At 68.8% G+C, this 19012-nt stretch carries 20 protein-coding genes; 7 read left to right on the forward strand and 13 right to left on the reverse strand.

The window, feature by feature from the left end; all coding sequences use genetic code 11:
- Nucleotides 1-206: 206 nt before the first annotated feature.
- Complete coding sequence (locus tag AACZ75_RS03870; protein ID WP_339871351.1) at nucleotides 207-725, forward strand: GcrA family cell cycle regulator; 519 nt, start codon at nucleotides 207-209, stop codon at nucleotides 723-725.
- A 231-nt stretch (nucleotides 726-956) separates the two neighbouring features.
- Here the strand turns inward: AACZ75_RS03870 and apaG are convergent, their stop codons facing one another.
- Nucleotides 957-1364: a Co2+/Mg2+ efflux protein ApaG gene (gene apaG, locus AACZ75_RS03875; protein ID WP_339871352.1), complete on the reverse strand. Its 408-nt coding sequence runs from the start codon at nucleotides 1362-1364 to the stop codon at nucleotides 957-959.
- A gap of 80 nt (nucleotides 1365-1444) precedes the next feature.
- Here apaG and AACZ75_RS03880 point away from each other — a divergent pair, with 80 nt between their 5' ends.
- Nucleotides 1445-2473 carry a 2'-deoxycytidine 5'-triphosphate deaminase gene (locus AACZ75_RS03880; protein WP_339871353.1) on the forward strand — a complete coding sequence of 343 codons (1029 nt, stop codon included), beginning with the start codon at nucleotides 1445-1447 and terminating at the stop codon, nucleotides 2471-2473.
- Nucleotides 2474-2565: 92 nt separating this feature from the next.
- Nucleotides 2566-3477, forward strand: coding sequence for a DMT family transporter (locus tag AACZ75_RS03885; protein ID WP_339871354.1), 912 nt, complete (start codon nucleotides 2566-2568; stop codon nucleotides 3475-3477).
- A 10-nt stretch (nucleotides 3478-3487) separates the two neighbouring features.
- Here AACZ75_RS03885 and AACZ75_RS03890 read toward each other — a convergent pair whose 3' ends face one another.
- Both AACZ75_RS03890 and AACZ75_RS03895 read right to left on the reverse strand, forming a co-directional pair.
- Entirely contained in the window at nucleotides 3488-4753 is a 1266-nt protein-coding gene (locus AACZ75_RS03890) for an MFS transporter (RefSeq protein WP_339871356.1), read from the reverse strand.
- Complete coding sequence (locus tag AACZ75_RS03895; protein ID WP_339871357.1) at nucleotides 4737-5213, reverse strand: cupin domain-containing protein; 477 nt, start codon at nucleotides 5211-5213, stop codon at nucleotides 4737-4739. The genes AACZ75_RS03890 and AACZ75_RS03895 overlap by 17 nt, the downstream gene beginning before the upstream one ends.
- Nucleotides 5214-5263: 50 nt before the next feature.
- Between AACZ75_RS03895 and dapE the strand changes: the two genes are divergently transcribed.
- Nucleotides 5264-6427: a succinyl-diaminopimelate desuccinylase gene (gene dapE / locus AACZ75_RS03900; protein ID WP_339871359.1), complete on the forward strand. Its 1164-nt coding sequence runs from the start codon at nucleotides 5264-5266 to the stop codon at nucleotides 6425-6427.
- On the opposite strand, the gene AACZ75_RS03905 is transcribed toward dapE, so the two are convergent.
- Nucleotides 6424-7743: an amidohydrolase gene (locus AACZ75_RS03905; RefSeq protein WP_339871360.1), complete on the reverse strand. Its 1320-nt coding sequence runs from the start codon at nucleotides 7741-7743 to the stop codon at nucleotides 6424-6426. The genes dapE and AACZ75_RS03905 overlap by 4 nt on opposite strands.
- On the opposite strand from AACZ75_RS03905, the gene AACZ75_RS03910 reads away from it, so the two are divergent.
- From AACZ75_RS03910 to AACZ75_RS03920, 3 genes are read left to right on the forward strand one after another with little or no spacing between them, the layout of a single operon-like run.
- Nucleotides 7736-8056, forward strand: coding sequence for a hypothetical protein (locus tag AACZ75_RS03910; protein WP_339871361.1), 321 nt, complete (start codon nucleotides 7736-7738; stop codon nucleotides 8054-8056). The genes AACZ75_RS03905 and AACZ75_RS03910 overlap by 8 nt on opposite strands.
- Entirely contained in the window at nucleotides 8053-9384 is a 1332-nt protein-coding gene (locus AACZ75_RS03915) for an MFS transporter (RefSeq protein WP_339871362.1), read from the forward strand. Before AACZ75_RS03910 ends, AACZ75_RS03915 begins: the two co-directional genes overlap by 4 nt.
- Before the next feature lie 40 nt (nucleotides 9385-9424).
- On the forward strand, nucleotides 9425-9862 hold the full coding sequence (locus AACZ75_RS03920) for an SRPBCC domain-containing protein (protein ID WP_339871363.1): 438 nt from the start codon (nucleotides 9425-9427) through the stop codon (nucleotides 9860-9862).
- Here AACZ75_RS03920 and AACZ75_RS03925 read toward each other — a convergent pair.
- The 9 genes from AACZ75_RS03925 to AACZ75_RS03965 all read right to left on the reverse strand — a co-directional run bounded on the left by AACZ75_RS03925 (nucleotide 9859) and on the right by AACZ75_RS03965 (nucleotide 18953).
- Nucleotides 9859-10830, reverse strand: a complete 972-nt coding sequence (locus AACZ75_RS03925) for a type II secretion system F family protein (protein ID WP_339871364.1) — start codon at nucleotides 10828-10830, stop codon at nucleotides 9859-9861. The genes AACZ75_RS03920 and AACZ75_RS03925 overlap by 4 nt on opposite strands.
- 16 nt (nucleotides 10831-10846) lie before the next feature.
- Nucleotides 10847-11821 carry a type II secretion system F family protein gene (locus AACZ75_RS03930; RefSeq protein WP_339871365.1) on the reverse strand — a complete coding sequence of 325 codons (975 nt, stop codon included), beginning with the start codon at nucleotides 11819-11821 and terminating at the stop codon, nucleotides 10847-10849.
- Between the two features lie 4 nt (nucleotides 11822-11825).
- Nucleotides 11826-13451, reverse strand: a complete 1626-nt coding sequence (locus AACZ75_RS03935; RefSeq protein ID WP_339871366.1) for a CpaF family protein — start codon at nucleotides 13449-13451, stop codon at nucleotides 11826-11828.
- A gap of 11 nt (nucleotides 13452-13462) precedes the next feature.
- Nucleotides 13463-14971, reverse strand: a complete 1509-nt coding sequence (locus AACZ75_RS03940) for a CpaE family protein (RefSeq protein WP_339871367.1) — start codon at nucleotides 14969-14971, stop codon at nucleotides 13463-13465.
- A gap of 7 nt (nucleotides 14972-14978) precedes the next feature.
- The gene (locus AACZ75_RS03945; RefSeq protein WP_339871368.1) at nucleotides 14979-15671 is read right to left on the reverse strand and encodes a CpaD family pilus assembly protein; all 693 of its coding nucleotides are present in this window, start codon (nucleotides 15669-15671) and stop codon (nucleotides 14979-14981) included.
- 8 nt (nucleotides 15672-15679) lie between these two features.
- Nucleotides 15680-17104: a type II and III secretion system protein family protein gene (locus AACZ75_RS03950; RefSeq protein WP_339871369.1), complete on the reverse strand. Its 1425-nt coding sequence runs from the start codon at nucleotides 17102-17104 to the stop codon at nucleotides 15680-15682.
- Nucleotides 17101-18000, reverse strand: coding sequence for a Flp pilus assembly protein CpaB (gene cpaB / locus AACZ75_RS03955; RefSeq protein WP_339871370.1), 900 nt, complete (start codon nucleotides 17998-18000; stop codon nucleotides 17101-17103). Before cpaB ends, AACZ75_RS03950 begins: the two co-directional genes overlap by 4 nt.
- A 126-nt stretch (nucleotides 18001-18126) precedes the next feature.
- Nucleotides 18127-18657, reverse strand: coding sequence for a prepilin peptidase (locus AACZ75_RS03960; RefSeq protein WP_339871371.1), 531 nt, complete (start codon nucleotides 18655-18657; stop codon nucleotides 18127-18129).
- Between the two features lie 116 nt (nucleotides 18658-18773).
- Nucleotides 18774-18953, reverse strand: coding sequence for a Flp family type IVb pilin (locus AACZ75_RS03965; protein WP_339871372.1), 180 nt, complete (start codon nucleotides 18951-18953; stop codon nucleotides 18774-18776).
- Nucleotides 18954-19012: the final 59 nt, after the last annotated feature.

Consider the following 19012-nt stretch of genomic DNA (forward strand, 5'->3'; position numbering starts at 1 on the left):
AGATGCCCCCGGCAAGGCCCCGGCGCAAGGCGGGGCCGTCCACAGGGCGTTTCACATACCGCCGATTCAACATGTGGTTTCTGTGGACACACTGATTCGCAGATATTGCGTCCGTTAACGTCTCGTTTACAAGTGGTGGTAGGTGCTGACCCCAGAACGGAGCCAGCCCCCTAGATATTGATCTGTTTTACCCCGGGGAGGGTGGCATGACCGCAGGCTGGACCGAAGACCGCGTAGGCGCGCTGAAGAAGCTCTGGCTTGAGGGGCAATCCGCCAGCCAGATCGCCAAACAACTGGGCGGCGGCGTGACCCGCAACGCCGTGATCGGCAAGGTGCACCGCCTCGGCCTGTCAGGCCGTGCCGCGCCGTCGCAGCCGGCGCGCACCACCTTCCGCGCCGCCCGTCCGCGGCCGGACGCTCCGGCCCAGCCGTCGGCCCCGCGCCGCATCGAGACGGCCCAGCTGCGCCCGAACGTTCCCGTGCCGCCGACGCCCGAGCGTCCGCCGGAAATGCCCGGCACCGCCACGGTGATGACCCTGGGTGCGCACATGTGCAAATGGCCGATCGGTGATCCGTCGTCGCGCGAGTTCAGCTTCTGCGGCCGCCGCGCCTCGGAAGGCGTCTATTGCATCGAGCACGCCCGGGTCGCCTACCAGCCCCAGGTGCGCCGCGGCAACAAGGACGGTGCCACCGAACTGGCCCGCAGCCTGCGTCGGTATATCTAACAAGGGCGCTATCGCGCTTCGCGCTACTTGAGCGCGGGCGCGTGAACGCGCCGGGGGCGCACGGATTCGTTTCGTGCGCCCTTTGCAATTTGGTCAAACGACCAACACAGATGGCTCCTATGGAGCCGCCGTCCGCCCCGCTGGCCCTGCGCCGGCGGGACACGGGGCGGGACTGCGGTTATCCGGGTTGACGCAGTCCCTCACCCGCCCCTTCGGGGCTTGAGACCCGGCCTAGTTCAGCACCCGCCGCTCGCCCGGAACGTCTAGGCTGAAGGCGGGAATCGCGGCCTCGAAGGTTCGCCCCTCGGTATCGGTCATCGAATAGCTGCCGGCCATCGAGCCCGAGGCCGTGCCCAGCGGACAGCCCGAGGTGTAGGAATAGCTGTCGCCGGGCGGAATGGTCGGCTGTTCCCCGACCACGCCAGGACCCCGCACATCCTCGATCTGGCCGCGGGCGTCGGTGATGATCCAGTGCCGCGCGATCAGCTGCACCGTCGCCGGGCCGCGGTTCTCGATCTCGACCTGATAGGCCCAGACCCAACGTCCGGAGTCGGGGTCGGACTGGCCGGCCAGATAGGAGGGGCGGACCCGTACGACGATCCCGTCGGTCTCGGCTTCATAGGCGTGGGTGTCATGCATGGCCCCATGGTCCCGCAACCGACGCCGCCGTCAAGCATCCCGGGGGTTAGACCGGCCGCAAAAACGTGTAATCAGACCCTATGCAGTTCTCTGAAAACACCCCGCCCGGCATCCTGCCCTGCCAGTCGATCGAGGCCCTGATCGCCGGTGGCGCGATCACCTCGGACACCCCGCTTGACGTCGATCAGGTCCAGCCGGCCAGCCTCGACCTGCGCCTGTCCGACCAGGCCTGGCGCGTGCGCGCCTCCTTCCTGCCCGGCAGCCGCAGGGTCGAGGACCGGATCGCCGACGTCTCGATGCACACCATCGACCTGTCCGGCGGCTTCGTGCTGGAAAAGGGCTGCGTCTATATCGCCCGCCTGCAGGAGCGGCTGACCCTGCCCAAAGGCCTGATCGCCCGCGCCAACCCCAAGAGCTCGACCGGCCGGGTTGATGTCTTCGTGCGCCTGCTGACCGACTCCGGGGCCCGGTTCGACGATGTGGCCGAAGGCTATGACGGCCCCCTGTATCTGGAGATCGCGCCCCAGACCTTTTCCATCCTGGTCCGGCCCGGCACCCGGCTGAACCAGCTGCGCCTCAAGGCCGGCGAACCGCCCAAGCTGGAGACCCGCAGCGTCGGTGTCGACCTGGACGGCACCACCGATGGCATCGTCGGCTTCCGCGGGCGTCGTCACGCCGGCGTCGTCGACCTCGACCATATCGACGGCCACGACCCGCGCGACTTCTGGGAGCCCCTGAGCCTGCGCGCCGGCCAGCTGCTGCTGGACCCGGGCGAATTCTATATTCTGGCCTCGAGCGATGATGTCGAGATCCCGGTCGACCAGGCCGCCGAAATGACCCCGATCGATCCCTCGGTCGGCGAGTTCCGGGTCCACTACGCCGGCTTCTTCGACCCCGGCTTCGGCACGGACGAGGCGCACGGCGCAGGCTCCAAGGGCGTGCTGGAGGTGCGGACCCACGACACCCCCTTCCTGCTGGAACACGGCCAGATCGTTGCGCGGCTGGTCTATGAGCCCCTGATCGAACGCCCGACCCGCCTCTACGGCGAGGGCGGCAGCCACTACCAGAGCCAGGGCCTGAAGCTGAGCAAGCATTTCCGGCCCTGGTGAGGGACCGGACCCCGGAGTCCGCCACGGCCGCCGGATGACCCGGGCCTGATTTCCGCGGTGCAAGGTTCGCCCGGCCCGCTATATCGGTCGCCATGTCGATCGCCGACCCGCACCCCGCCCCGACTCCGCACCCGATAACGGCCCTGCCCTATCTGGCCCTGCTGGGCGGGATGGTGTCGCTGACGGTGGGGACGTCGTGGGCCAAACAGCTGTTCCCGGTCATCGGTGCCGAAGGAGCCTCGACCCTGCGGGTCGGCCTGTCGGCGCTGGTGCTGGTCTGCGTCTGGCGACCGTGGCGGTTCCGGCTCAGCCGGGCCGACGCCGGGCGGGTGCTGATGTACGGCCTGGTTCTGGGGCTGATGAACCTGACCTTCTACCTGTCCCTGCGCACCATTCCGCTGGGTCCGGCCATCGCCATCGAATTCGCCGGCCCCCTGACCCTGGCGCTGGTCCATGCCCGACGCTGGATCCATTTCGTCTGGGTCGCCTGCGCGGTCATCGGCCTCGGGCTGCTGCTGCCGCTGCGCGGCGGCCTGTTTGCGCTGGATCCGGTCGGCATTGCCTTTGCGGCCACGGCGGGCCTGTTCTGGGCCCTGTACATCATCTTCGGACAGCGGCTGTCGCACATGCACGCCGGCCAGTCGGTTGCCCTGGGCATGAGCACCGCCGCCGTGGTCATCCTGCCGTTCGGCATCGTCAGCGCCGGTCCGGCCTTGCTGGTCCCGTCCGTCCTGCTGCTGGGGCTCGGCGTGGCCCTGGTGTCCAGCGCCCTGCCCTATTCGCTGGAGATGATCGCCCTCCGCCACATCCCCAAGCGGACCTTCGGCGTCCTGCTGTCCGCCGAACCGGCCCTTGGGGCCGTCGCGGGTCTGTTCCTGCTGCATGAACAGCTCAGCGGCCTGCAATGGCTGGCCATCGTCTGTATCGTGGTGGCTTCCGTCGGCGCGGTCCTGACGACCGATCCGAAGGTGGTCCCGACCCTCAACCCCGGCGCGCCGGCCTAGGCATCCGCCCCTAGCCCAGCCGGTCGGCCTTGCGCAGGCCCGGGAACAATTTGGCCCAGAGGCCGGTCGCGCCCAGGGCGGCGGCCCCGCCGAACACCGCCGCGCCGATCGGTCCCATCAGCCGGACCATGACCCCGGAATAGGCCTCGCCCAGTTCGTTGGAGGCCCCGATGAACAGCATCGACACCGACGAGACCCGGCCGCGCATGTGATCGGGCGTGGCGATCTGGATCAGGGTCTGGCGGATGTTGACGCTGATCATGTCGGCGGCCCCGCCGATGAACAGCACCAGGGCGCTGAGCCAGGCGACCTTGGACAGGCCGAAAACCAGGGTGCACAGGCCGAACACCGCCACCGCCCCGAACATCCACACGCCGCCGCGCCGCAGGATCGGAAACCGTCCCAGATACAGGGCCATGACCAGGGCCCCGACCCCGAACGACGCGCGCAGCAGACCGAAGCCCTCCGGTCCGATCATTAATATGTCGCGGGCGAACACCGGGGTCAGCAGGGCCACCCCGGCCAGCAGCACCACGATCAGGTCCAGCGAGATCGCGCCCAGGACGATGCGCGTCGACCAGACGTAGTGCAGCCCCTCCTTGACCGCGGCCCAGCGCCGGATCAGTCCGTTCAGCCGTACCGGTCGGCCGCTGGTGCGGATCAGCAGCATGGCCGCCAGACCGACCGCGAACATGCCCAGCGACACACCATAGGCCAGCGGCGTCGAGACCCCGACAATGACCCCACCCAGGGCCGGCCCGGCGATGGCCCCGGTCTGGAAGGCCAGCGACTGGGCGACAATGGCCTTGGGCAGGGCCTTCATCCCCACCACCATCGGCAGGAAGGCCTGACTGGCCGGAGCCAGAAAGGCGCGCGCCGCCCCGAAGACACAGGCCACCGTCAGCAACCCCCAGAGCGGCGGTGAGCCGTGCAGCGCCATGGCCAGGAAGGCGACGGCGCAGGCCCCCTCGACGCTGATGGAGGCGACCACCGTCATCCGCCGGTCGCGCCGGTCGGCCATCTCGCCCGCCGGCAGGGTCAGGGCCAGCATCGGCAGGAACTGCACCAGACCGACCAGTCCCAGATACAGGCTGGCCTGCTCTATGGGATGGTCGCGCCGGGCGATCTCATAGACCTGCCACAACAGGGCCGAGGACTGGACCTGGATGCCGAACACGGCCGCCAGCCGCCCCAGCCACAGCAGGCGGAAATCGCGCAGTTTCCACGGATCGCTGCCGGATGCCCCCGGCGGGGCCGGCTCAGCTGCGTCGGTCATGTTTGGGGTAGGGCGTGCCGTCGCGATGCTGGTAGCCGTCACCGCCCCGCACCAGGACCATGTCGATGTCGGCATAGTCGACCCCGTCGCCACCGGGATTGCGGCTGCCGACCTCCAGCAACACGGCCTCGGAGTCCGAGCGGTTCTGCAGCACATGGCCGTTGGCCACCCCGGCCTTCCAGCCGGCGCAGTCGCCCGCGCTCAGCACCGTCTCGCCGTCGTTTTCGACCAGCACCACCTCGCCGGACACGACCCAGACGAACTCATCCTCGGTCTCATGCCAGTGGCGCTGGCTCGACCAGGCTCCGGCCGGCAGGCGCAGCAGATTGACCCCGAACTGGTCCAGTCCGACCGCCTCGCCCAGTCGCCGGCGACGGCGCGGCTTGCACGGCGCGGCGAATTCCTCGGGATAGGTGGTGCCGTTCACCGTCGGGGCGGTGTCGATCTCGATCTTCGGCATGTCGGGTCGCCCCTTCTCGCGCTGGTCCGATGTCCCTAAAGCATAGGACCATGAGTGACGCACCCCCTGCCCTGATCGATCCCGTCGACCTGACCCGCGACCTGATCCGCCGACCGTCGGTGACCCCGGTCGACGCCGGGGCCATGGACCTGATCGAGACCCTGCTGACGGGCCTCGGCTTCCACTGCCGTCGTATGCCCTTTGAGGGCATCGAGAACCTGTACGCCCGGCGCGGCGCGGCCTCGCCCAACCTGTGTTTCGCCGGCCATACCGATGTGGTGCCGACCGGCTCGGCCGCCGCCTGGACCGCCGCCCCGTTCGAGGCCGAGATCCACGACGGCATCCTGTATGGGCGCGGCGCGGTCGACATGAAGGGCGGAATCGCCGCCTGGATCGCCGCCGTCTCGCGTCTGCTGGCCGAGGGGGAGCCGGCCGGCTCCCTATCCTTCCTGATCACCGGGGACGAGGAGGGCCCGGCCCTGCACGGCACCAAGCGGGTGGTCCAGACCCTGATGGCCGAGGGCGAGACCATCGACGCCTGTGTCGTCGGCGAACCGTCGTCCGCGATGCATCTGGGCGACATGATCAAGATCGGCCGGCGCGGCTCGCTGAACAGCTGGATCACCGTCCACGGCAAACAGGGCCACGTCGCCTATCCCGATCGCGCCGCCAATCCGGCCCCGGTGCTGGCAAAATTGCTGACGGCGCTGAACGATCACGTGCTGGACGAGGGCTATCCGGAATTCCCGCCGTCGAACCTCGAGATCACCACCATCAGCATCGACAATGACGCCAGCAACGTCATTCCGGCCGAGGCCCGGGCCCGGCTCAACATCCGCTTCAACCCGACCCATACCGGTGACGAGCTGATCGCCTGGCTCAATGTCCAGGCCGGCCTGGCCCAGGTCGCCTCGGGCCAGAGGATCGAGCTGGAACACCTGTGTTCGGGCAATGCCTTCCTGACCGAGCCGGGCCCCTTCATCCACGCCGTGCAGGATGCGGTCGAGGCGGCGTGCGGCCACCGCCCGGTGGCCTCGACCACCGGCGGCACCTCCGACGCCCGCTTCATCCGCGCCATGTGCCCGGTGCTGGAACTGGGGCTGGTCGGCCAGACCATGCACCAGATCGACGAACGCGTGCCGGTGGCCGAGATCGAGGCCCTGACCGAGGTCTACCAGCGCGTGATCACCACCGTGTTCGAACGGCTCGGCTAACGCTCAAGGAACCGCAGCGCCGTCAGCACATGGGCGCGGACGCCGACCGCCAGCACCGTTTCATTGACGTCGAACTGCGGTGAATGGTTCGGGGCCGAGGTGGCGGGGTCGACGCCGTCGGGACTGGCCCCCAGATGCCAGAACACGCCCGGGACCTCGTGCTGGAAATAGCTGAAGTCCTCGGCCACCGTGGTCGGCGGACTGGCCGGATTGACCTGGCCCGCGCCGGCCGCCTCGGTCAGCACCGGGGCGATCCAGGCGGACAGGCCCGGGTCGTTATAGACCAGGGCCGCATTCTGTTTCACCGCGAACCCGGCCGTGGCCCCATAGGCTTCGGCCACATGACCGACCGCCGCCGCGGCCCGGGCCACCAGGGCGTCGCGCTGGGCGATGTCGAAGGTGCGCAACGTCCCCGACAGCACCGCTTCGTCGGGAATGATGTTGTAGCGCACCCCGGCATTGATGGTGGCGATGGTCAGCACCGTCGGGGTGGTGGTCGGGTCGACGGTGCGGGCGGTCAGGGTGTTCAGCGTCTCGACCACCTGCCCGGCCACGGCGATCACGTCGATGCCGCGCCACGGCCAGGCTCCGTGCGTCTGTTTGCCGTGCAGGGTGATGTCGATCCGGTCCGAGGCGGCCATGAACCCCTGCGGCTTGTAGAAGATGGTGCCCGGACGACCCGGCACCACATGCAGGCCGAAGATGGCCTCGGGCTGCGGATCGGCCAGGGCCCCCTCGGCGATCATCAGGGCCGCCCCGCCCATCGGCTCGCCCGGCGGTGCCCCTTCCTCGGCCGGCTGGAAGATGAAGACGATCGTGCCGGCGATCTGGTCCTTCATACCGGCCAGCACCCCGGCCGCGCCCATCAGCATGGCCATATGGGCGTCGTGGCCGCAGGCGTGGGCCACCGGCACCGTCTGGCCCATGTACTGGCCGGTATCGGTCGAGGCGAAGGCCAGACCCGTGGCTTCCAGCACCGGCAGGGCGTCCATGTCGGCGCGCAGCGCTACCGTGCGGCCGGGCCGCGAGCCCCTGAGAATGCCGACAACCCCGGTGCGTCCGACCCCGGTGCGCACCTCCATGCCCAGCGACTCGAGATGGGCGGCGATGATCGCCGCGGTGCGGACCTCGGCAAAGCCCAGTTCGGGATGACGGTGGAAGTCGCGGCGCCAGCCGACCACCTCCGGCATCATCCCCTCGACTGCGGCGGCCACGACGGCGGTGTCAGCGGCCGGATGCGTCGTCTGGGCCTGGACGGCTCCGGCCGACAGGACCAGCGCGAGCGCGGTCCCGGTGATCAGCTGGCGAATGGACATCGGCATCTCCCGGTTCGGGGTGATGATGGGCCGTACGCGATCCCTTGTGCAAGGCGCGGCGAACGCCGATCCTGACCCGATGGCCATCGACTTCGCGAAAGCCCGGGTGTGCAGCGTGGCGCGGAGGTGCCGCCGATGCGCCGTGACGCTGCCCGGTCGTTTCAGCGTCGGGGGGAACCCGGTGCGGACAAGGGCGCTTTGGATGGATCTGACGGCCGGCAAGGCCCGGGAGGCGCAATCGGTCGTGACCCAGACTCCTCCATTCGACATCCGCCTGAAGCGGCCCACGCTCCGCGGCAGCGCCACCGCATGAGCGAGCCCGTCGCCGCCCGGAGCCTGAGCGCCCGCTCCCCGGCCTTCATGATCCTGTTCGCCGTCAGCCTGGTCGCCGCGGCCGGCAATATGGGCCTGCAGTCGGTGCTGCCGGCCATCGGTCGCGAGTTCGGCCTGGCCGACACCCTCGTCGCCGCCGCCTTCGCCATTTCGGCCCTGATGTGGACCCTGGCCTCGCCCTTCTGGGCCCGGCTGTCGGACAGTCTGGGCCGCAAGCGGGTGATCATGATCGGCCTCGGCGGCTTCACCGCCTCCATGGCCGGATTCGGCCTGGCCGTGACCTCGGGGATCGAGGGCTGGCTCGGCGTCGGCGTGGCCTTCGTGCTGATGGTGCTGGCCCGGACGGTCTACGGCGTGTTCGGCTCGGCCGCGCCGATCGCCTCCCAGGCCTATGTCGCCGACCGGACCGGACCGGCGGACCGCACCCAGGCCATGTCGTTGCTGGCCTCGGCCCAGGGGCTGGGCACGGTCGCCGGGCCGGTGCTGGCTCCCTTTTTCGTCCTGCCCCTGATCGGCCTGGCCGGCCCCATGTATGCCTTCGCCGCCCTCGGGGCCGCGGTACTGTTCCTGGTCTGGCGACGCCTGCCCAGCGGCGAGGTCGTGCGTATCCCCTCGCCCAGCGGCAAGCCGGACCACGCGGTCGGCCGGGGCCTGTGGAAGGACCGTCGCGTCCGAGCCTTCCTGATCTACGGCCTGCTGGTCACCGGCACCCAGGCGGTCAACATCTCGGTGCTGGGCTTTCACATCATCGACGAGATGGGGCGCGGCGGGACCAGCGTCAGCGCGGCCCAGCCCTTTATCGGCCTGGCCATGTTCGCCGGGGCGCTGGGCACGCTGATGGTGCAGTGGGGCCTGATCCCGCTGCTGAAGCTGCAACCCCACGCCCTGATGCGCTGGGGGGCGGCGATCGCCCTGATCGGCAATCTGCTCAGCATCTCCGCGCCGGGCTATTTCGGGGCCGTGGTCGGCTATGCGGTGATCTCTATGGGGATCGGCTTCGCCCGGCCGGGCTTCACCGCCGGGTCGTCCCTGGCGGTCGGCGATCATGAGCAGGGCTCCGTGGCCGGGCTGATGATGTCGGTCGCCGGTCTCAGCTTCCTCGGCCCGCCGGTGATCGGCGTCGCCCTGTACCAGCTGGCGATGCCCGCCCCCTTCCTGGCCAACGCGGTGCTGCTGGCGATCGCCTTCCTGGTCTGCTTCACCAGCCCGCAGCTGCGTCGCCTGACCCTGGCCGCGACGCCCGCCGCCGATGGCCCGTCGTCCGTGACCCCTCCGGCGTCCCAGCCGGGTCCGGAAGGCAACCGCTGAGCATCTTCCTTCCGCAACGGAGCCGTGCGAAACCCCGCCCATGGAGACTGCCAAGATCGAGAAACGCGTCGGAGTTCAGGCCAGCACCGAGCGGCTTTGGGACATCCTGTCCGACCTGCCCGGCTGGAACCGCTGGAATCCGGTGGAGACCGGACTGGAAGGTGCCATCGCCTTCGGCGGCCGGATCAGCCTGACCGAGACCATTCCCGGCCTGACCCAGCGGCCGACCACGGTGCGCATCGCCGACTGGCAGCCCTATGCCCAGCTGATCTGGGCCGAGAAGCGTGGCTGGGCCTTCGATGTGGTCCGCTATTTCGAGATCGAGGAGCTGGTCCCGGGCAGCTGTATCGTCGCCAACGGCTTCATCTTCTCCGGCCTGCGCGGCGAACTGTTCCACGACCGGCACCGCAAGACCCTGCGCGCCGCCTGCGAGGCGGTGGCCGAGGGCCTGCGCCGCGAGGCCCTGACCGCCCCCTAGCCGCCTTTGGCCATCGTATCCTGGATGTTGATGATCGCCGGGGTCAGAATGACGATGAACAGAACCGGCAGGAAGAACAGGATCATCGGCACCGTCAGCTTGGCCGGCAGCGCCGCGGCCTTCTTCTCGGCCGCCGACAGGCGCAGGTCCCGGTTCTCCTTGGCCATGGTTCGCAGGGCCGTGCCCAGCGGCGTGCCATAGGTCTCGGCCTGGGTCATGGCCGTGGCCACCGAACGGACGCCCGGATGATTGGTGCGCCTGGCCAGGCCCTCATAGGCCATGCGCCGGTCGGGCAGATAGCTCAGCTCGGCCGACAGCAGGGTCAGTTCCTCGGCCAGATCGATCGATGAGCCCCCGATCTCCTGGCTGACCTTCTGGATGGCCGCCTCGATCGACATCCCGGCCTCGACGCAGATCAGCAGCAGATCCAGCGCGTCCGGAAAGGCCTGCATGATCGAGGTCCGGCGCTGCGAGATCCGGTTCGAGATATACATGTTCGGCGCATAGAAGCCGGCCAGGGCCGAGGCCATCACCGCCGTCACCCGCGTCATCGTCGGCAGGCCGAAATCATTGAACACAAACAGATAGAAGGCCGTGAAGGCCATAAAGGCGAACGGCATCGAGAAGCGGAAGAAATAGAAGGTCGTCAGGGGTTTCGGTCCCCGGTAGCCGGCCTGGGCCATCTGTTCGGTGACCTTGGGATCCTCGATCAATTTGCTCAGGTTCAGCCGGTCGACAACGCGCTTCTTGAAGCCGTCGTCGGTGTGTCGCAGGCCGCCGGGCCCCGTGGCCATGGCCTGGCGCGAACGGCGCTTCAGCTCGTCGCGACGCAGGGCGACGGCCTTCATCCGGCTCTCCAGCTTGACCTCGCCGCCCAACGACCCCAGCAGGCTGACCAGGGTGGCGAACACGGCCAGGGCCACGCCCAGGCTCAACAGGTTCCGGGGGTCGGTGAAAAACGCGATCATGTCGAGGACCTGCCCATCAGAATTTGAACGCGATCATCTTCTTCATCACGAAGACGCCCAGGCCCATCATCGAGGCGGCCACGAACAGCATGAACTGCCCGCGCGGGTCGGTGAACAGCACCATCATGTAGGCGGGGGTGGTCATGGTCACCAGGATCATCACCGCCGGCGGCAGCGAGCCGATGATGCCGGCCGACGCCGTCGCCTCCGACGACAGGGCCTTGATCTTTTCGCCCATCATCCGCCGCGCCCGCAGCACCGTCGACAGATTGGTCAGGGCCTCGGCCAGATTGCCGCCGGTCTTCTGCTGGATCGAGATGACGATGGCGAAGAATTTCAGCTCCGGCGTCGGCATCCGCTCGTACATCTTGTCCAGCGCCTGGGGCAGGGTCAGGCCGACGCCCATGCCCTCGACCAGGTGCTGGAATTCCGGACCCAGCGGGGCCGGGCTCTCGCGGCCGATGATCTTGAAGCAGTCGTGGACCGGCAGGCCGGACTTGATGCCGCGTACGATGACGTCGACGGCATTGGCGAACTCGGACGAGAATTTCTTCATCCGCCGCTTGCCCAGGAAGCCGACCACCCAGCGGGGCAGGCCCAGACCAAGGACAATGCTGGCCCCCAGGGCGAGCAGCAGGTTGGAGGTGAACAGCACGACCAGCAGCAGGGCGCTCACGCCGAGGCCGCCGCTGACGAGCCAGAAGGTGCGGATGGTCATGGCCAGTCCGGCGTGCTTCAACTTGGCCGCCATGGTCATGCGGGCCTTGCGCTCCTTGCGCTCGACCTCCTGCAGCTGCGTCATGATCTGCTTGCGGCGGGCCTCGGGCGTGTTGGCCGCCGTGGCCGCCTTGCGCGCGTTGGTGACCTTGGGGGTACCGAAACTCTGGGCCCGCTTCACGGCCTCGCTGCTGGAGTCGTCGCCGCCGACGAAAACCCAACCGAGGCTGCCGATGGTGATGAAGGCCAGGACGGCGGCGAGGATCGGCAACATGCTGCTACTCCGCCGCGTCGAGGGCTTCGGCCAGTTCCCGTTCCAGGCCGTAGTAGCGGGCCCGGTCCCAGAAGCGCGGCCGGGCGATGCCGGTCGACCGGTGGCGGCCGATGATCTTGCCGTTTTCGTCCTCGCCGGTGATCTCGTAGACGAACAGGTCCTGGGTCACGATCACATCGCCTTCCAGGCCGACGACCTCGGTGATGTGGGTGATGCGCCGGCTGCCGTCACGCAGACGCGCGGCCTGGATGATGACGTCGACCGAGCCGACGATCATCTCGCGGATGGTCTTGGACGGCAGGCCGTAGCCGCCCATGGTGATCATCGATTCCATCCGGCTGATGGCCTCACGCGGCGAGTTGGCGTGCAGCGTGCCCATCGAGCCGTCGTGACCGGTATTCATCGCCTGCAGCAGGTCGAAGGCCTCCGGGCCACGCACCTCACCGACGATGATCCGCTCGGGACGCATGCGCAGGCAGTTCTTGACCAGATCCCGCATGGTGATCATGCCCTGGCCCTCGAGGTTCGGCGGGCGGGTCTCCAGACGCACCACATGCGGCTGTTGCAGTTGCAGCTCGGCCGCGTCCTCGCAGGTGATGACCCGCTCGGTCGGATCGATGAAGGCGGTCAGGGTGTTGAGCAGCGTCGTCTTGCCGGAGCCGGTGCCGCCCGAGATCACCAGGTTGCAGCGCGAGGCCCCGATGACGCCGAGGACGCGCGCCCCTTCGGGACTGATGGAGTTGAACTCCACCAGGTTGCGCATCGTCAGCTTGTCCTTCTTGAATTTCCGGATCGTCAGGGTCGCGCCGTCGATGGCCAGCGGCGGGGCGATGACGTTGACGCGCGACCCGTCGGGCAGGCGGGCGTCGCAGATCGGCGAGCTCTCGTCGACGCGGCGGCCGACCTGCGACACGATCCGCTGGCAGATGTTCATCAGCTGGGTGTTGTCACGGAAGCGGACATTGGTCAGCTGGACCTTGCCGTTGACCTCGATGAACACTCGGCCGGCCCCGTTGACCATGATGTCGGCGATGTCGTCGCGGGCCAGCAGCGGCTCCAGCGGCCCGTAGCCGAGGACGTCGTTGACGATGTCCTGGACCAGATGCTCCTGCTCGGCCACGGACATGGAGACGTTCTTGATCGCCACCAGCTCGGCGACGATGTCCCGGATTTCCTCCGACGCGGCCTTGGTGTCGAGCTGGGCCAGCTGGGCCAGGTCGATGGTGTTCATCAACGCGTTGAAGATGGTGGTCTTCGTCGCATGGTAATAGTCGGACTGCTCGCGAACGACCTCGACCGCCTGGGCCTTCTTCAGCTGCTCGAAGCCCGGGGTGGCCTTGGGGCCGGGACCACCGGAACCGGCCTCGGGCTGGGCCGCCGCCTTCGGGCGCGCGGCCAGGGCATCGAGACGATCGGCCGCCGGCGAGGCCGGCTTGGCCGCGTAGGAGGCGGCCGAACCTGCCGCGGTCGCACCCGCCGTGGCCTGTTGGACGGGAGCGGTATCCTCGTCACCGAAGCCGAACGATTCCGTCTGGATACCGGCCGTCGGCTGCGCCGCCGCGGCCGGCTTGGGTGCCGGACGGGGGGCGGGAGCGACACTCCCGGGCTGGGCTGTACGTTTACCGAACACTCGCGTTCCCGTCAGCGCTTCTTGAACAGCTTGCCGAAGAGCGAGCCGGTGCCCGCGGCCCCGCTCTTGCCCTTGGGTCCGGCGACGAGCGGAAGCTCGCGCCGTGAAACGATCTGGGCCAGGGTCTGGAACGCCTCGCCCGCCTTGGACTTGCCCCCGGCGTCGAGGATCATCTGGCCGTTGTTGGCGGCGGCCCCGAACACCTTCGGCTCGAACGGAATGATCAGGCTGGGATGCACGCCCAGGGCAGCCCCGAAGTCCTTGGCCGGGATTTCCGGTCGACCGGGCACACCGACCTGGTTCAGCACCAGACGCGGCGGGGCATCATTGGGCCGTCCGGTGCGGATCAGGTCGATCATGTTCTTGGCGTTGCGCAGGGAGGCCAGGTCCGGCGTCGCCACCACCACCACCTCGTCGGCGGAGATCAGGCTACGACGCATCCAGGCGTTCCAGGTGTGCGGCAGGTCCAGCACCACGAAGGGGGCCGTCGAACGGATCCGCGTCGTGACCTCCTCGAAGGCGTCGGGGGTGATGTCCCAGTCGGTGTCCAGGGTCGCGGGCGCGGCGAACAGGCTCAGCTTGTCGGTACAGCGCACCATCATCCGGTCCAGCAGCACCGAATCCAGCCGGTCCGGCTGGCTCAGGGCGTCGGCCACGCCGTTCAGCGGGTCCTGGTTGAAATCCAGCCCGGCGGTGCCGAACGGCAGGTCGAAATCGACGATGACGGTATTGGCCCCGATGCGCTCGCTCATCGCATAGGCGGTGTTGTGGGCGACGGTCGACGAACCGGTACCGCCGCGCGCCCCGACGAAGGCGATCGAACGACCGATGAACGGCTGGGCCGGATCGGCGAACAGACCGCCGATGGCCGAGATCAGCTGCAGCGGCTGGACCGGGGCCACCAGATATTCGCTGACCCCGCGCCGCATCAGCTCGCGGAACAGCAGGATGTCGTTGGTCGCGCCGATGACCACCACCTTGGTGCCGGAGTCGCAGACCTGGGCCAGCAGGTCGACCTCGTGCAGCAGGGTGTCGGGGTCGCTCAGGCATTCGACGATGATCAGCGGCGGTGTCGGCTCATGCTGATAGGCCTCGACCGCGGCGGCCACGCCGCCGATGCGGATCTGGGTCGTGGCACGCGACAGGCGCCGGTCCTGACCGGCGCGCTCGGCAGCGGCCAGGGTGTCCTGCCGTTCGGCGAAGACGTGAATGGCGATGCGCGGTACCGACACCTCGCCGATGCTCGGCATGCCCGCCGGACCGGACGGGACCGGAGCGGAAAAGGCCGCCGACGCCCCGGCCACCAGCTCGCCGACCGGATTGAACCCGGCCACAGCCGGCACCGCCTCGGCTGCGTCCGGACTGGTGAATTGCAGCCGTTCGCGCGGACTGATGTCGGCGGCGAACGCATCGGGAAACGCCCCGACCGGGGCCCCGGACGCGTCGGCGGCAAAGTCCATGTCGAGGTCGAACTCGTCGTCCGAGACTTCGAAGGGCGTGGGAGCGAAGGCGCTGCTCATGGTGTCGCTATTCCACCGCTCGGGCGATCCGCCCGGCCACCAGGGAATCCTGGGGTGCCGACGTCGGCTGACCGCTGCGGTAGTTGTCAAAGATCACGGCGGCCCGACCCGAGTCGGACGGCGTCATGGCCCGCGGAGCCACGATGTCGCGCGGATCGGCGATCTGGGCCGCCATATTGGCGGTGATGGCGCAGCCGAGGCCGGCCGAGGATTGATTCGAGAAGCGTCCGCCCAGGTCGCCCTGGCGGCTGGCACAGTTCGGGACCCGGGCGGTAAAGGTCTCGAACCCGGCCAGGACCGGGGCCCGCGGATCGGGCGCGGTATAGGCGGCGACGCGGATACGATCGCTCGGAACACCGGCCTGTTCCAGGGCGGCGCGGGCCCCCCAGGCGGCTTCGCCCGAGACCGGATCGTCGCCGGACGGGGCCTCGATGCGGATATGGTCGGCACCGGCGGCGTTGAACCGGCCGGCGAGCGCGGTCAGGGCGGCGCGTTGTGTGCCGGACAGGCCGCTCTCGTGAACGGCCAGGGCGATGCGGTCCAGATCCGGCTCGACCTGCAGCGAATAGCGCGAGATCGGGGTCAGCGGCATGGCGGCACCATCCGCGGTCACGCCGCCACACCCGGTCACGACCAGGCCGGCGGCGAAAACGGCGGCCAGGGCGGCCGCGACGGTCACAGGGGATCTGACGATGGTCACGGGCGTCCTCATTCGATCACATAGCCCACGGGGCCCTGCCAGCCGGACTGGGCGGTGGCGGGGACGGCATCGGCGGCGCGGCCGTATTGCTGGTTCAGTTGCCCGAACAGGATGGTCTGGGCGTCAGTGGCCGTCTGCAGACCGTCGGCCGGCGTCTGCAGGCGGCCGGGCGCGGTCGGCGAAACGATGTAGGCCTCGACGATGATCACCAGTTCGGTCTCGCCCGACAGATAGTCGCGCGAGCGGAACAGCGCCCCCAGAACGGGCAGGTCACCGGCACCGGGGATCTGGTCGATGTTCTGGCGGGTGTCCTCGCGCAGCAGGCCCGCGATCATCAGGGACCCGCCGGACGGCAGTTCCACCGTGCTGGAGGCCCGGCGGACGTTCAGCGCGGGCACGACCAGGGCATTGCTGGCGGTGCCGCCCAGGGTGAAGGCCCCCGAGGTGGTCAGCTCCGACACCTCGGTCGACAGCTGCAGGGAGATTCGACCCTGCGACAGCACGATCGGGCGGAACGCCAGGCGCACACCGAACGGCTTGAACTCGATCAGGATATTGCCGCGATCATCGCGACCGACAGGGACCGGAAACTCACCGCCGGCCAGGAACTCGGCGTTCTCGCCGTTGACGGAGGTCAGGTTGGGCTCGGCCAGGATCCGCACCAGTCCGGCCCGTTCGAAGGCCCGCAGCGTGCCGGTCAGCGTATTCCCGTCGCCGGAGTTGTCCGTATAGGTCGCAACCCCGCCGCCCAGCTGACTGCCGGCGACGCCGAAGGTCGCCGCCTGGGCGAAGGACAGGCCGTCGCCGACGTTGTTCAGCACGGCGCTGACGTCGAGACCCAGTTGTTTGATGGCGGTGCGCTGCACCTCGACCACCCGGGCCTTGACCATGACCTGGTCGGAACCGGCAATGGTCATCATGTTCAGCACCTTTTCAGGGGCCGCCACGAAGGCGCGGGCGATCTGGGTCACCCGGTCGGCCTCGCCGGGGCTGGTGACCGATCCGGTCAGGATGATGCTGTCATTGACCGCCTCGGCACGGACATTCGACCCGGGCAGGATCCGGTTCAAAGTGTCCTGCAGCGCCGAAACCCCGGCGTCGACGCGGATGCGCAGCGACAGGATGGTGCGGCCGGTGCCATCGAGGATCACGGCGTCGGTCTCGCCCGGTTGCAGGCCGATGATGGTGATCCGCCGCGGCGAGTGCAGCATGGCCTCGGCCACGACCGGGTTGGGCACGATCACGTCGCGGGCATCGCTGGGCAGGTCGATGGCCATCGACGAACCGCGCGGCAGATTGATCAGCTGCGGGGCCGCGCCCATGGCCACGGTCGAGCGGGTCTGGGCGAGCGCCGAGGCGGGCGCGAGCCCGCCCAGGGCCAGCACGGCGGCGCAGGCGGCTGTAGCGATACAGGGCAGGGTCAGGCGCATCATTGGACCACCACCACTTCAGGGGCACCGCCGCGATAGATGCGGACGGCCTGGGATTGCCGGTTCGCCGAACCGACGCCGCCGGACGGACCGCCCGTGTCGGCATAGGACCGCAGCACCAGCGACAGCTCGCCCTCGGACTTGGCCAGGGCCAGCGACTCGGCGTCGCGCGGCCCCAACTCCAGGGTCGCCGTGGCCCCGACCACGGCCTGTTCGTCGTCCCCGGCGCGGGTCGACTGGTCGATGGCCAGGACCTTGACGTTCTGCATCACGGTCGAGGAGGTGAATTTTGAGCGGTCGGAGTCGTCGTTGCCGACGTTCGACAGATTGGTCTCGCGGGTCAGCAGCACGTCGACGCGGTCGCCGGGCAGGATGAAGCCGCCGGCGGCGGTCTCCACGGTTACGCGGATGGCCATGGCCCGCTTACCGGGTTCCAGATAGGCGGCCATATAGCCGCTGTCGCCGGCGCGGACGATCTTGCGGCCCACGATCGGCTCGCCGGCGAGGATGGGTTCACGTACGACCGAGCCGACATAGTCGCTCTTGGCACCGCCGGTGGCCAGGTTGGTGGCGGCACGGGTGACGCTGGCGACGGCCCCCTCGGGCTTGGCCTCGGGGGCCTCGGCACCCGGCACCTGCACGGTGCCGTCGGTGATGAACATCGGATTGACGTCGGCGGCGGGCCAGTCTTTCCAGTCCATGTCCGAATCGGCCAGCCGGCGACCGGGCTCCAGATCACGGGCGGCCACCAGGACCTTGGCCATTGGGACGGCCGCGACGATCGGCGCGGCGGAGGCGACGGCCGTCGGCGCACCGGACCCCATGGACCGCACCACGAGGGCGAGGCCGATGGCCGAAACGGCGGCGATACAGATGACGACGATACGGGCGGGCTTCATCGAAGGTCTCCGGCAGGCGCGCCCGGACGCGGATTCGGGTTCCGGCCCCTGCCGTTAATGACCATGAAGCGCGCGGGTTAACGTGCCCCTAAGCCCGCACAGACCCCCGCAACGGGCGGAACCGGCTCACAGGCCGGCCGAAAAGCTCTCGAGCAGCGCGCTGGACGGATAGGCCATCAGGGCCCCGATCGCGATGGCGACGCCGTAGGGGATGTCGCCCCGGGGCTCCATCAGATGGACCACCCAGCCGGGTGCCCCCAGCAGATAGGGGCGGGAATAGAAGCGGGCGAAGATCAGAACCACACAGAACAGCCCGCCGACCAGGCCGGTCCACAGAAGGAACATGCCCGAACCGGTCACGCCCAGCCACAGACACGAGGCGGCGATCAGCTTGGCGTCGCCCCCGCCGATCCAGCGCAGGGCGAACATGCCGGCACCGATGAACAGGGCGGCGATCGCCACGCCGACATGGGCCGCCATGGCCACGGGTGCCAGGCCGACCGCCAGGGCCGCGGGAAAGAAGCCGGCGACCAGAAGGCCCGATATCCAGTTCGGGATGGTCATGCTGATCAGGTCCTTCAATCCGGCCGTGATGGCCAGGGCCGGAAGAATGCTGAGCAGGATCAGGGTCAGGGTGTCCATCGGACCGTTGTGCATGAGCGCCGGTTAAAGCGGGGTTTCGACCCGGTGCCGGCCATGGCCACGCCGGACACCAAAAGGGCCGGAGCGTTTCCGCTCCGGCCCTCCCGGTTTCAAGACGACTGACGGAGCCGTTAGGCGCCGGCGGTTCCGCCCATGCCGGTCACGACGGCATTGAATTTGGTCTTGATGGTCGAGCCCAGGGCGGTCACGGCCGAAATGATCACGACGGCGATCAGGGCGGCGATCAGGCCATACTCGATGGCCGTGGCGCCGGATTCGTCCGACATGAAACGCGAAACAAATTTGGTCATCTGGATTTTCCTCATGGGTGGAAGTGAAGCGAGCAGTTGGCGGGGGAGCCGGTAGCCCG

Source organism: uncultured Brevundimonas sp., from assembly GCF_963975535.1.
GTDB lineage: Bacteria > Pseudomonadota > Alphaproteobacteria > Caulobacterales > Caulobacteraceae > Brevundimonas.